Here is a 12928-nt window from a genome sequence, read left to right as displayed (position 1 = left end):
GCCTGCGAGGGCCGCGGAGCCGTTCGTCAGCGCAGGCCGGCCGCCCGTGCCCAGGCCACGGCCTCGGCACGGGTCGAGACGCCGAGCTTGCGGTAGAGGCTGCGGACCTGCGACTTGACCGTGTTGCGCGTGACGAAGAGCTTGGTGGCGATCTGCTCGAGCGTGACGTCCTCAGACAGGTTCGACAGGACGACCCGCTCCCGGCGGGTCAGCGGAGCGATCGGTGTGGCGATCCGCTCCGACGGGGCCGCCACGGGGCGGACCAGCTCGATGGTGCTCATGTTCTCCTCCAGATGCTCTCCGGTCACGTCATCCCCACGTGGCGAGTTCCGGTTGGTGCTACATGAAGGGATGGGACAGGAGTCGTTTCATGACGCGACTTCTCGCGACGAGTTTCAGGACGTTCGTCCAGCCCGGGACGAAGGTGCCGCCGGAGCGGCGTCGGTGCAGGTCAGACGAGGTGCTGGTACGAGAGCAGCAGCAGCGCGACGGCCGTGTAGTCCTCGACGGAACCCGTCGAACGGGTCACGACGCTCACGCTCATCTGCTCGACCGTCGGGAGCATTCCCTGGGCGAGGTCCTCCTGCAGCGTGCGCTCGACGGTGTCGCTCAGCGCTGCCATGGCGGCGTCGATGCTCGCCTGCGGGCCCGACGTGAGGTAGGTCGGCGTCGGGACGCGGGGCCCGTGGCTCGCACGGGTCTCGCGTCGGGTCGGGCTGTCGGGCGACGTCACGGTGTCGATCATGGGAGTACCCCCCTGCCAGTCCAGGGGACCGTCCCCTCGGCACCCACCACCCTGGTGCGCGGTCCTCGGGGGAATCCCACGTCCGCCGCAGGAGAACCTCAAGATTTGCTCAAGACTCGGGGTTCGTGCCCTCCCGGGCGCCGTCGGTCAGGGCGCGCAGGCGCTGGAGACGTGCCGGCACCGCGGCGAGGTCGCTCCCGCGGAGCGCCGCCTCCAGCGCACGCGCGGCCGCGGTCGTGTCGTCGTCGCCGAACGTCCCGGCAGACCCGGCGACGGCGTGGCACAGCGCCGCAGCCTCCAGGACGGCCTCGGCCGAGGGCTCCTCCGCGCCGTCCGCCCCGGGCCCCAGGAGGCGGGCGGCCTCCTCGACGCGGGCCGCGTTCCGGGCGCGCGCCCGCTGCCGCAGCACGACGAGCGCGGCGTCGAGCCGGTCCTCCGCACGGCCGTCGGGGCCGGCCGTCACGGCTCCCACCCGAGGAGCGCGCCGAGCCGGGCCGCGAGGTCGAGAGCGTCGAACGGCTTCGTGATGACGCCGGCCGCGCCCAGGCCGTCGAGGCGCGAGATCTCTCCCGCGCCGACCTTGGCGGTGAGGAAGACGACCGGAACGTCACGCAGCGCGGGGCGCGTCCGCAGGCGCGCGAGCACGGTGGGCCCGTCCACGACGGGCATCATCACGTCGAGCACGATCGCGTCGGGCCGCACGCGCTCGGCGAGCGCCGCGCCCTCGTCGCCGTCGGCGGCGACGTGCACCTCGTAGCCGCCCACCACGTCGAGCGCGAGCTCGACGACCTCGCGGATCGACGGGTCGTCGTCGATGACGACCACGCGCCGCCTGGTCTGCCCTTCCGCGTCCATCGTCCCGACGCTAGCCGAGAAGCCCGTGCCCGGCAGCGCGCGCCCACGGGCGGTCCCCTACGCTCGACGCATGGTGGGGCAGCGGGGACCGGCGGAGCGGACGCACGACCCCTTCGTCCTCTGGTGCTGGGTGGTCGGCGTCCTCCTCGTGCTCCTCGCCGCGGTCCTCGCGAGCCCCCTCGACGCCGAGACGCGACGCACGGTCTCGCAGGCCTCGATCGTGAGCGCCGGGGCGATCGCCGCGGCGAGCTGCGGGTGGCGCGCGGCGCGCTCGACGGGCCGACGGCGTCGGGCGTGGAGCCTGCTCGCGCTCGGCGGCGTGGTCGGTCTCGTCGGCAACGTCTACGCGGGCCTGGTCGACAACCCGTCGACGGGCGACTACGCCTACATCGCCGCGCTGGTCCTCGGCATCGTCGGGCTCGCGTTCTTCCCCACCGTGCGCCCGCGCGGCAAGGAGATCGGGCGGATGCTGCTCGACAGCGTCGTCGTCGGCGGCTCGGTGCTGTACATCGCGCTCTACGCGGTGACGCTCCGCTCGGCCGAGGCCCCGCCGACCGGCACCACGGCCGTCACGGCGTACACGCTCCCGGTGGTGGACGCGCTGCTCGCGACCTTCGCCGTCCTCGTGATGACCCGCTCGACCGCCTCCGAGCGGGTGCCCCTCGTGCTCGTGGGCAGCGGGTTCGTGCTCTACGCCGTCGCCGACGTCGCGTTCGCCCTGCTCTCTGCCGACGGCACGTTCACGTTCGGCAGCCCGATCGACGTCGGGTGGGTCGGCGGGTACCTCATGATCGCGCTCGCCGCGCGGCACCGGGCGGCGAGCGGCAGCCCGGTGGCCGACGAGCGGGCGCAGGGGTCCGCGATCCTGGGCACGACCGTGACGTTCTGCCTGTTCCTCGCGGCCGCCCTGATCCGGGTCGTGCAGTCCTCGACGGGCTTCACGTGGGCCCCGAACGCGCTGTGGGTCGTCGTGCTGCTCGCCGTCGTCGCACGGCAGATCCTCGTCGTCGCCGACAACGAGTCGCTGCTGCACGGCCTGGAGCGACGCGTCGAGGAGCGCACGTCCCAGCTCCGCGCGCTCGCCGGCGAGCGCGCGCGGACGCTCGAGTCCGTGGCGGACGGCATCTACGGCGTCGACCCCGACGGCCGCGTCACCTTCGTCAACGCGGCGGCGTCCCGCACGCTCGGCGCGAGCCCCGACTCGCTCATCGGCCGGGACGCGCACGCGCTCTTCCACGCCCCCGACGCGGACGGCAACCCCTATCCCGCTGACTCCTGCTACATCCGGGAGGCCGTGCGCGACGGCATCACCGCGGTCGCCGAGCAGGACGTCTACCTCCGCGAGGACGGCTCCGAGGTGGCCGTCGAGGTCACGGCGAGCCCGCTCAAGGACGACGGCCGCACGCTGGGCGCGGTCGTCGTGTTCCGCGACATCACGGACCGGCGGGAGGTCGAGCGGCTCAAGGACGAGTTCGTGTCCGTCGTGAGCCACGAGCTGCGCACGCCGCTCACCGCGATCCGCGGCGCGCTCGGCCTGCTCGACAGCGGGGCCCTGGGCACGCTCCCCGAGCGCTCGGCGCGCATGGTGCACGTCGCGCGGTCCAGCAGCGACCGCCTCAACCGGATCGTGGACGACATCCTCGACATCGAGCGCATGGACTCGGGCACGACACCGCTCGAGCGGGCCGACCACCGCGTGGCCGACCTCGTCTCGACGGCCGCGGAGCCGGTCGGGCTGCTCGCGCGCGACGCCGGCGTCGAGATCGTGCAGGAGGACACCGACGAGGTCGTCGCCGTCGACGGGGACCGCGTCGTGCAGATGCTGACCAACCTGCTGAGCAACGCCGTGAAGTTCTCCCCGTCGGGCGGGACGGTCCGCGTGTCCGCGCGCTCCGCCGGGGAGATGGTCGAGCTCCGCGTCGAGGACGAGGGACGCGGCATCCCCCCGGACAAGCTCGAGACGGTGTTTCGGCGCTTCGAGCAGGTCGACGCGTCGGACTCGCGCGAGCGCGGGGGCAGCGGGCTCGGGCTCGCGATCTCGCAGAGCATCGTGGAGCGCCACGGGGGCCGCATCTGGGCCGAGAGCCGCGGCGAGGGCACGGGCGCGACCTTCCGCGCGACGCTCCCCCGGCCCGAGCCGGTCCTCGGCACGGTCGACGAGGTGCCCGCGACGGCGCCCGGCGACCCGCGCCCCCGGGTCGTGGTGGTCGACGACGACGCGTACGTCGTCGACGTGCTGCGCGCGGTCCTGGAGTCGCGCGGGTACGACGTCGTGGGGGTGACCGACGGCACGCTCGCCTTCGCGGCCATCGAGGCCGCCCGGCCCGCCGCCGTCGTGCTCGACCTCGCGATGCCGGGGCGCGACGGGCAGGACGTGATCGACCGGGTGCGCCGGAGCGCCGCGACGGCGAACGTGCCCGTCGTCATCGTCTCGGGCTCGCAGCCCTCGAAGTCCGTGGCGACGGCGTCCCTCGCCGACCGCTGGCTCGTGAAGCCGGTCGCGCCCGCGGAGCTCGAGCGCACCGTCAGGGAGGTCGTCAGCCTGCGCCCGCACCACGAGCACGTGCTCGTCGTCGAGGACGACCCGGAGGTCGGGGAGGTCGTGCGCACCGTCCTGCAGGGGGCGGGCCTCGTCGTCACGCTGGCGCGCAGCGTCCGCGAGGCGCTGCAGGTTCTCGCGGGCGGCGAGGAACCGGCGCTCGTCGTGCTCGACCTCACGCTGCCCGACGGTGCGGGCCGCGAGGTCGTCGACGCGCTCCGCCAGGACGGCCGCCTGAGCCGGGTCCCGCTCGTCATCTACAGCGGGGCGCGCCTCGACGCGCACCAGCGTGCGGACCTCCGGCTGGGAGATACCGTCTACCTGCGCAAGGGGAGCACCGCCCCCGAGAAGCTGCTGGAACCCGTGCTCGACCTCCTGGACACGGCCGCGGGCCGCTGGGGCACGGCGCACGACGACGGGGCGAGAGCCTCAGGGACGGAGAACACATGACCGCGGGACCCATCATCTACGTGAGCCACGGGACGGGCACGGGGAGGACCGAGCTCTCCGCGTTCGACGCGGCGCTCACGGACGCTGGCGTCGGCGACTTCAACCTCGTCCGGCTGAGCTCCGTCGTGCCGCCCGGGTCCCGCGTGGTCGAGGTGGACCGTCTCGAGGAGGGGTACGGCGGGCACGGCGACCTCCTCTACTGCGTGTACGCCGAGGCGCACGCCGTGATGCCCGGTCACGAGGCGTGGGCCGGCGTGGCGTGGTCGCTGCGCGACGACGACAGCGGTGCCGGTCTCTTCGTGGAGCACGAGGCGCCGTCGCACGAGCAGCTCGAGCTGGACCTCACGCTCAGCCTCGAGGACCTGGCCGCGACGCGCGGCAACCGGTTCCACCCGGCCGGTCGCCGGGTCGCCGGGGTGCGCTGCGAGTCGCTGCCCGTGTGCTCCGTCGTCGTCGCCGCGTACCGCCGCGAGGGCTGGGACGGGGAGACCCGGTGACGGCGCCGACGCGCGCCGGCGCGGGGCGCGCCGCGGTGACGTTCGAGCAGACCGTGGACGGCGAGCTCGCCGACCGGTTCTGGGAGCTGTACCTCGAGGCGTTCGAGCCGCTGCGCACGCGCGCGGCGGCCCGGCACGTGCTGCACCGCGAGGAGTTCGACGAGGAGATGAGCGACCCGCGGGTGCTCAAGCTCCTCGCGCACGACGACGACGGCGCGGCCGTCGGGCTGACGACGCTCGCGACCGACCTCGCGGCGGTCCCGTGGGTGAGCCCGGAGTTCTTCGCGGCGCGCTACCCCGAGCACGCCGCGCGCGGCGCCGTCTGGTACATCGGCTTCACGCTCGCCCACCCGGGCCGTCGGGCGAGCCGGACGTTCATGGACATGATCGACGCGCTCGTCGCGCACCTCGCGGAGAACCGCGTGGTGTGCGCCTACGACGTGTCGCGGTTCAACGACGACTCGCTGCGGTTCGCGGACAACCTGCGCCGCCACCTCGAGCGGACGCAGGACGTCGAGGTCGAGACCGTCGACCAGCAGACGTACTACGCGACGACGTTCCGCTGACCGTTCCGCCGACCGTTCCGCCGACCCTGTGCCGGGGCGGTCCGCGCCGCCCCGGCCCGGTCGTCAGCTGCCGACGTGCGCCGCGTACTGGTCGGCGGTGAGCAGGTCGCCCGTGTCGACGACGTCGACCTTGAACAGCCAGCCGTCGGTGTACGGGTCCGAGTTCACGACGGCCGGGTCGTCGACCGCCGCCTGGTTCACCTCGACGATCGTGCCCGTGACGGGCGAGAAGAGCTCCGACACGGACTTGGTCGACTCGACCTCGCCGATGACGCTCCCGGCCGTCACCTCGGCGCCCACCTCGGGCAGCTCCAGGTAGACGATGTCGCCGAGCGCCTCGGCAGCCGTCGCGGTGATCCCGACGACGGCGGGGGTCGAGCCGTCGATCCACTCGTGCTCGGCCGTGTACTGCAGGTGCGCCGGGAACTGGGCCTCGGTCATGGGGTTCTCCTTCGGGACGACGGGGCGGTCAGGACTGCTGGGGACGACGGTAGAACGGGAGCGGCACGACGACCACGGGCTCGGCCCGGCCGCGCACGTCGACGGCGAGCTCGGTGCCCTCCGCCGACAGCTCGGGCGTGACGTACGCCAGGGCGATCGGGTGGCCGAGCGTCGGCGACGGGGCGCCGGACGTCACCGTGCCCACGCGGCGCGCGGACTCCCCCACCGCTCCCCCGGCGTCGACGCCGTCGCCCGGCAGCACGACGGCGTAGCCCGCCCGCGCGGGCCGTCGCCCCAGACCCTCGAGCCCGACGAGCACGCGCGCGGGCGGAGACTCCCGGCGCGCGGCGAGCGCGGCCCGGCCGACGAACTCGAGCGGCGCGCCGTCGCCGTCGACCTTGTCGAGCTTCACGACGCGACCGAGCCCCGCCTCATACGGCGTGGTCGTGGTGTCGAGCTCGTGCCCGTACAGCGGCATCCCCGCCTCCAGGCGCAGCGAGTCGCGCGCGGACAGTCCCGCCGGGACGAGGCCGAGCGGCGTACCCGCGGCGAGCACGGTGCGCCACAGGTCGGCGGCGCGGTCCGCGGGCACGAACAGCTCGAAGCCGTCCTCCCCCGTGTACCCGGTGCGGGCCACGAGGGCATCCACCGCTCCGTCGTCGGTCCGCAGGACGAGCGGTGCGGCCGCGTAGTACCGGAGGTCGCGCACGGTCTCGACGGCGGCCGGGTCGGCCGGGTCCGTGAGGCCCGCGACGATCTCCTCCGCGCGCGGCCCCTGGACCGCGACGAGCGCCGTGCTCGCCCCCTGGTCGGTGACCGTCGCGTCGAAGCCCGCGGCCCGCGCGACGAGCTCGCGCGCGACGAGGTCGGCGTTCCCCGCGTTCGCGACCACGAGGAACCGCTCGTCCGCGAGGCGGTACACGACGAGGTCGTCGAGGACCGCGCCGTCCTCCTGGCAGATCATCGTGTAGCGCGCCCGGCCGGGAGCGACCGCGGAGAGGTTCCCGACGAGCGCGTGGTCCAGCGCGGCCGCGGCCTGCGGTCCCGCGACCTCGATCTCGCCCATGTGGGAGAGGTCGAACAGGCCGGCCGCCTCGCGGACGGCGCGGTGCTCCGCGAGGTCGGACGTGTACCGCAGCGGCATCAGCCACCCGCCGAAGCTCGTGAGGTTCGCGCCGAGCGCGACGTGCTCGTCGTGCAGCGGGCTGCGACGCTCCGCGCTCTCGGTGGTCCCGGTCTGCTGCTCGGTCATGCGAGGTCTCCCGTCACGTAGGACTCCAGGGGCGGGCACGAGCACACCAGGTTGCGGTCGCCCCGCGCACCGTCGATGCGGCGCACCGGCGGCCAGTACTTCCCGGCGCGCAGACTCGCGACCGGGTACGCCGCGAGCTCGCGCGAGTACGGCTTGTCCCAGTCCTCCGCCACGAGCGCCGCCGCGGTGTGCGGGGCGCCGCGCAGCGGCGACTCCTCGACGCTCCAGCGGCCGGAGGAGACGGCGTCGATCTCGCCGCGGATCGCGACGAGCGCGTCGACGAACCGGTCGAGCTCCGCGAGGTCCTCGCTCTCCGTCGGCTCCACCATGAGCGTGCCCGCCACGGGGAACGAGAGCGTCGGGGCGTGGAACCCGTAGTCCATGAGCCGCTTCGCCACGTCCTCCGCCGTCACGCCCGTCTCCGCGGTGATCGGGCGCAGGTCGAGGATGCACTCGTGCGCGACGAGGCCGTTCGGCCCCGTGTACAGCACCGGGTAGTGGTCGGCGAGACGGCTCGCGACGTAGTTCGCCGTGAGCACCGCCGTCTTCGTCGCCTCCGTCAGACCGTCCGGGCCCATGAGCGCGACGTACGCGTACGAGATCGGCAGGATCCCGGCCGACCCGTACCGCGTCGCCGAGACCGGGGTGCCGGTGGCGGGGTCCTGTCCGGGAGCCAGCGGGTCGCCCGGGAGGAACGGCACGAGGTGCGCGGCGACCGCGACGGGGCCGACTCCCGGCCCTCCCCCGCCGTGCGGGATGCAGAACGTCTTGTGCAGGTTCAGGTGCGAGACGTCGCCCCCGAACTCCCCGGGGCGCGCGAGCCCCACGAGCGCGTTGAGGTTCGCACCGTCGATGTACACCTGACCACCCGCCTCGTGTACGAGGTCGCAGACCTCGCGGACGCGCTCCTCGAAGACGCCGTGCGTCGACGGGTACGTGATCATGATCGCCCCGACCCGCGGTCCGTGGTCGGCCAGCTTCGCGCGCAGGTCGGCCAGGTCCACCTCGCCGCTCTCCGCGGTCCGCACGACCTCGACCTTCAGCCCCGCCAGCGCCGCCGACGCCGCGTTCGTCCCGTGCGCCGACGCGGGGATCAGGCACACGTCGCGCTCCACGTCGCCGCGCGACACGTGGTACTCGCGGATCGCCAGCAGGCCCGCGAACTCGCCCTGCGACCCCGCGTTCGGCTGCACCGAGACGCCCGCGTAACCCGTGATCTCCGCCAGCGCCGACTCGAGGCCGCCGATCAGCTCCTCGTAGCCGCGCGCCTGGTCGGCCGGCACGAACGGGTGCAGGTCCGCGAACCCTGGCCAGGAGATGGCCTCCATCTCCGCCGTCGCGTTGAGCTTCATCGTGCACGAGCCCAGCGGGATCATCGTGCGGTCCAGCGCGAGGTCCTTGTCCGCCAGACGGCGCAGGTAGCGCAGCATCGACGTCTCGGAGCGGTGCAGGCGGAAGATCGGGTGCTGGAGGTACGACGTCGTCCGGGTCGCCCAGGTCGGGAGGTCGTGGCCGGACCCGGCCACGGAGGCGCCCTCGGCGCTCGGGCCTCCGGCGGCGTCCACGCCGAACGACCGCAGCACGGTGGCGACGGTCGCGGAGGTGGTGGTCTCGTCGCAGGCGATCTGTACATGATCTGCGTCAGGGTTGTACAGGTTGATGCCGGCGGTGGCGGCGGTCTCGACGACGGCGGTGGCGCGGCCCGGGACGACGGCGCGGACGGTGTCGAAGAAGGTGTCGTGCTCGACGGCGACGCCCGCGGCCCGGAGGCGCTCCGCGAGGGTCACGGCGTGCGCGTGCGTGCGCTCGGCGATGGCGCGGAGGCCGTCGGGCCCGTGGTAGACCGCGTACATCGAGGCGACGATCGCGAGGAGGGCCTGCGCCGTGCAGATGTTGCTCGTCGCCTTCTCGCGCCGGATGTGCTGCTCGCGCGTCTGGAGCGCGAGGCGGTAGGCGGTGTCGCCGTCGGCGTCGATCGAGACGCCCACGAGACGACCGGGGAGCGAGCGCTCCAGACCCTTGCGCACGGCCATGAACGCCGCGTGCGGGCCCCCGTAGAACAGCGGGACGCCGAACCGCTGGGCCGAGCCCACCGCCACGTCGGCGCCGAGCTCGCCGGGGGAGACGAGCAGCGTCAGCGCGAGCAGGTCGCTCGCCACGGTGACGAGCGCGCCCGCGTCCTTGGCCTCCGTGACCACGGGCCGCCAGTCCACGACGCGGCCCGACGCGCCCGACTGCTGGACGACGACGCCCACGAGGTGCGCGTCGTCGTCCACCCCGGTCGGGAACGCGCCCGCCGCGCGAGCGGCGGCGAGCCCGGCCGCAAGGCCGTCCGACAGGTCCGCGACGACGACAGGCAGGCCGACCGCCCGGGCCCGGCCCTGGGTGACGGCGAGCGTCTGCGGGAAGAGGTCGGCGTCGAGCACCACGTAGCCGCCCTTCGCGCGCGACGCCCGCCACATGAGGGCGACGGCCTCCGCGACCGCGGTCGCCTCGTCGAGCAGCGACGCGTTCGCGACGTCGAGACCCGTCAGGTCCTCGACGACCTGCTGGAAGTTGAGCAGCGCCTCCAGGCGGCCCTGCGAGATCTCGGGCTGGTACGGCGTGTACGCCGTGTACCAGGCGGGGGACTCGAGGACGTTGCGACGGATCACCGGGGGAGTGACGGTGCCGTAGTAGCCGAGCCCGATCATCTGCGTCTTCACGACGTTCTTCGCGGCGAGCGCGCGCAGGTGGTCGAGCACCTCCGTCTCGGTGCGCGCCGCAGGCAGGTCGAGCGGGCGCTCGGTGCGGATCGCCGCGGGCACGGCGGCGTCGACCAGCGCGTCGAGCGAGGCGTGGCCGAGCTGGTCGAGCATGACCTGCACCTCGCGGCCGCGCGGGCCGAGGTGGCGCGGCGCGAACGCGCCGGAGGCGGCGTCGAGCGGGGAGGTGCGGTCGAGGGACGGCTGGGTCACGGGGACCTCCGGGGGAGGGGACGACGGCGGGTCCCTCCCCGCTCTGTCATCGGACGCACGCGTCGACCTGAGAGTTTTGCCGGTCCGCCGTGCCACGAGGGCCGGGGCGCGCCGACTTGCACCGTCGGTGGGCCGCGCGCGACGCCTCGAGGGCGCCCCAGCACGGCCGCTTTCCAGAGTTGCCTCGCCTCGACGGTACGTGGGCCTGAGAGATTCCCGGGGAGGACTTTGCTCCTTCGGCGCCGTCGCCGCGGTCCGGGGACCGGGGCGACGGACTCTCCCGTCGCGGTTCTGGCGGCCCGGCCGGCACCGCGCCCGAAGGGACGGCACCGCCGGTCAAGCATGGAGTTGTGGCCTCATCGTAGCGGGCACACCGCCCTCGCTCCCGCGTACCCGGTGCCCCCGGCCCTGCGGACCCCAGGAGGCCGCCGTACATTCGGACGATGGGGGACACGCGCACGATCATCGTCACCGGTGCCGCAGGGCCGGCCGGGCGGGCGCTCGGGGCTCAGCTCGCGCGACGACCGGAGGTGCACGCCGTCGGGGTGGACCTGGCGCCACGTGCCGTCCCGGGGTTCGCGACCGTGGAGGCCGTCCCGGCGGCGGGAGACCCCGCCTACGACGGCGCGACCCTGGCGCTCGTGCGCCGGTACGGAGACGTCCTCGTCGTCCCGTCCGTCTCCGAGGAGCTGGCGCACCTCGCCGTCCTCGCCGGTGCCGCGGGCCTGACCCGCGACGTCGTGGTGTCGCCGCCCGGCCCGACGGCCGTCGCCGGCGACAAGCTCCTCACGATGCTCGCGCTCGACCGCCAGGGCGTCGGCGTCCCGCCGCACGCCGGGGCCGACGCCCTGCCCTCCGCGGCGGACGCGCTCGACTGGGCGGCGGGTCCGGTCGTCGTCAAGCCGCGTGTCGCGCGGGGCGGGCGTGGCGTCCACGTCGTGGAGACCGCGGACGACCCGGCATGGGCCGCTCTCGACGCGTCGTGGATCGTCCAGGGGTTCGCGCCGGGGCGGGAGTACTGCCCGCAGGTGTTCCGGTCGCCGTCGACCGGGGAGACGCAGGTCGTCGTCCTGGAGAAGACCGGCCGCAAGGAGGGACGCGTCGGCAACGCCACGACGGTGACGCGCCTCGAGGAGAGCGCGGCCGCGGACGTCGCCGCCGTGGCACGGGCCACGACCCTGGCGCTCGGGCTCGTCGGTCCTCTCGACATGGACGTCCGGCGGCTCGCGGACGGGACACCGGTCGTCCTGGAGGTCAACGCGCGCTTCGGGGCGGTGTCCGAGTCCGCACCGGAGCTGCTCGACGCCGTGCTCCGCGAGTGGCCGGTCTGAAGGCATGCCGGCCGCCCTGACCGGAATCCTCACCGCGCTCGCGCTCGTGGTCGGATCGACGCTCCTCGTCGTGGGGCTCGTCCGCCTCGCCCTCGTGCCGTTCGCGCTCGCCTTCGAGCACCGCCACCGACGCGCGGCACCCGGCCCCGCCGGGCTCGGCCCGTCCTGGGCGGAGCCTCCTCTGGTCTCCGTCGTGGTCCCCGCCTTCGACGAGGCGGTCGTCATCGACAACTGCGTGCGGTCGCTCCTGCGCAGCGACTACCCGCGCTTCGAGATCCTGTGCGTCGACGACGGGTCCCGCGACGACACCTTCGACAGGATGCTCAGGCTGTCCGAGCGGCACGCGCGCGTGCACGCGGTGCGGCAGGAGAACGCCGGCAAGGGCGCCGCCCTCAACCGTGGCATCGCCCTCGCGCGGGGCGAGGTCGTCCTCCTGGTCGACGCCGACGGCGTCTTCCGGCCCGACACGATCACCCGGCTGCTGCGCGGGTTCCGCGACGCCCGCGTCGGCGCGGTGTGCGGGAACGACCGCCCGGTGAACCTCGATCGGGTGCTGACGCGGTTCCTCGCCCTCGTCAGCCACGTCGGCACCGGGCTCATGCGCCGCGCGCTCGACGTGCTCGGCTGCCTCCCCGTCGTGTCGGGGAACGTGGGCGCGTTCCGGCGCGAGGTGCTCGAACGCACGGGGCCCCTCCGGACGGACACCCTGGCAGAGGACCTCGAGCTCACCTGGCGGGTGCACGCCGCCGGCTACGGGGTGACGTTCGCGCCGGACGCCGTGGTCTACGCCGAGTCGCCCTCGACGGTCCGCGGCCTCTGGCGACAGCGGGTGCGGTGGGCGCGCGGCCTGCTCCAGGTGTCGGCGCTGCACCGGCGGATGATCGGCAACCTCCGGTACGGGCGCTTCGGGGCGTACCTGCTCTACAACACCGTGTCGCAGGTGGCGGGACCGTTCCTCCAGGTGCTCGCGTTCCTCGCCCTCTCCGTCCTCGTCGCCGTCGAGGGCACGGGCTGGCTGCCTCCGTCGTGGTGGGAGTGGGCGCTGTTCCTCGGGCTGCCCCTGTCCCTGGGGCTGCTGCTCCTCGCGGTCGTGCTCGACCACGCACCCGGCGATCTTCGATATCTGTGGACGGTCCCGCTGTGGCCCGTCTACTCCTCGCTCATGACACTGGTCATGCTGGAGGCGGCACGCCGGGAGACGACGGACGCGGAGGGACGATGGGACAAGCTCGAGAGGACCGGCACGGTGTCGGTGCGCGGGCTCGGCGCGGTCGACGACCCTGGGTCGCGCTGAT

General features: G+C 74.2%; 12 protein-coding genes and 1 riboswitch. Of the genes, 5 read left to right on the top strand and 7 right to left on the bottom strand.

Going from position 1 to position 12928, the window contains the following annotated elements; genetic code table 11:
- Window positions 1-26: 26 nt before the first annotated feature.
- The 4 genes from HKK73_RS00330 to HKK73_RS00315 all read right to left on the bottom strand — a co-directional run bounded on the left by HKK73_RS00330 (window position 27) and on the right by HKK73_RS00315 (window position 1600).
- Window positions 27-281, bottom strand: a complete 255-nt coding sequence (locus tag HKK73_RS00330; protein ID WP_043653127.1) for a helix-turn-helix transcriptional regulator — start codon at window positions 279-281, stop codon at window positions 27-29.
- 170 nt (window positions 282-451) lie between these two features.
- Window positions 452-745 carry a hypothetical protein gene (locus tag HKK73_RS00325; protein ID WP_043653125.1) on the bottom strand — a complete coding sequence of 98 codons (294 nt, stop codon included), beginning with the start codon at window positions 743-745 and terminating at the stop codon, window positions 452-454.
- 109 nt (window positions 746-854) lie between these two features.
- Window positions 855-1208: an Hpt domain-containing protein gene (locus HKK73_RS00320; RefSeq protein WP_171467167.1), complete on the bottom strand. Its 354-nt coding sequence runs from the start codon at window positions 1206-1208 to the stop codon at window positions 855-857.
- Complete coding sequence (locus HKK73_RS00315) at window positions 1205-1600, bottom strand: response regulator (protein WP_043653120.1); 396 nt, start codon at window positions 1598-1600, stop codon at window positions 1205-1207. The genes HKK73_RS00320 and HKK73_RS00315 overlap by 4 nt, the downstream gene beginning before the upstream one ends.
- A gap of 70 nt (window positions 1601-1670) precedes the next feature.
- Here HKK73_RS00315 and HKK73_RS00310 point away from each other — a divergent pair, with 70 nt between their 5' ends.
- From HKK73_RS00310 to HKK73_RS00300, 3 genes are read left to right on the top strand one after another with little or no spacing between them, the layout of a single operon-like run.
- The gene (locus HKK73_RS00310) at window positions 1671-4589 is read left to right on the top strand and encodes a response regulator (protein WP_171467166.1); all 2919 of its coding nucleotides are present in this window, start codon (window positions 1671-1673) and stop codon (window positions 4587-4589) included.
- Window positions 4586-5086, top strand: a complete 501-nt coding sequence (locus HKK73_RS00305; RefSeq protein ID WP_043653117.1) for a pyruvoyl-dependent arginine decarboxylase — start codon at window positions 4586-4588, stop codon at window positions 5084-5086. The genes HKK73_RS00310 and HKK73_RS00305 overlap by 4 nt, the downstream gene beginning before the upstream one ends.
- Window positions 5083-5652, top strand: a complete 570-nt coding sequence (locus HKK73_RS00300) for a hypothetical protein (RefSeq protein ID WP_074804131.1) — start codon at window positions 5083-5085, stop codon at window positions 5650-5652. Before HKK73_RS00305 ends, HKK73_RS00300 begins: the two co-directional genes overlap by 4 nt.
- 63 nt (window positions 5653-5715) lie before the next feature.
- Here the strand turns inward: HKK73_RS00300 and gcvH are convergent, their stop codons facing one another.
- Genes gcvH through gcvP form a run of 3 tightly spaced genes read right to left on the bottom strand, consistent with a single transcriptional unit; the run spans window position 5716 to window position 10302 of the window.
- A complete protein-coding gene (gene gcvH, locus HKK73_RS00295) occupies window positions 5716-6093 on the bottom strand; it encodes a glycine cleavage system protein GcvH (RefSeq protein WP_021483687.1) in 378 nt (125 codons plus the stop codon).
- Window positions 6094-6121: 28 nt separating this feature from the next.
- Window positions 6122-7345, bottom strand: a complete 1224-nt coding sequence (gene gcvT, locus HKK73_RS00290) for a glycine cleavage system aminomethyltransferase GcvT (protein ID WP_171467165.1) — start codon at window positions 7343-7345, stop codon at window positions 6122-6124.
- A complete protein-coding gene (gcvP, locus tag HKK73_RS00285; protein ID WP_171467164.1) occupies window positions 7342-10302 on the bottom strand; it encodes an aminomethyl-transferring glycine dehydrogenase in 2961 nt (986 codons plus the stop codon). The genes gcvT and gcvP overlap by 4 nt, the downstream gene beginning before the upstream one ends.
- A gap of 183 nt (window positions 10303-10485) precedes the next feature.
- A riboswitch (glycine riboswitch) is annotated at window positions 10486-10595 on the bottom strand.
- Between the two features lie 150 nt (window positions 10596-10745).
- On the opposite strand from gcvP, the gene HKK73_RS00280 reads away from it, so the two are divergent.
- Window positions 10746-11633: an ATP-grasp domain-containing protein gene (locus tag HKK73_RS00280; RefSeq protein WP_074804121.1), complete on the top strand. Its 888-nt coding sequence runs from the start codon at window positions 10746-10748 to the stop codon at window positions 11631-11633.
- Between the two features lie 4 nt (window positions 11634-11637).
- Window positions 11638-12927, top strand: coding sequence for a glycosyltransferase family 2 protein (locus HKK73_RS00275; RefSeq protein WP_171467163.1), 1290 nt, complete (start codon window positions 11638-11640; stop codon window positions 12925-12927).
- Window position 12928: the final 1 nt, after the last annotated feature.

It is taken from the genome of Cellulosimicrobium sp. 72-3 (genome assembly GCF_013127315.1).
GTDB classification, from domain to species: domain Bacteria; phylum Actinomycetota; class Actinomycetes; order Actinomycetales; family Cellulomonadaceae; genus Cellulosimicrobium; species Cellulosimicrobium funkei.
This window is presented reverse-complemented; position numbering and strand designations above follow the sequence as displayed.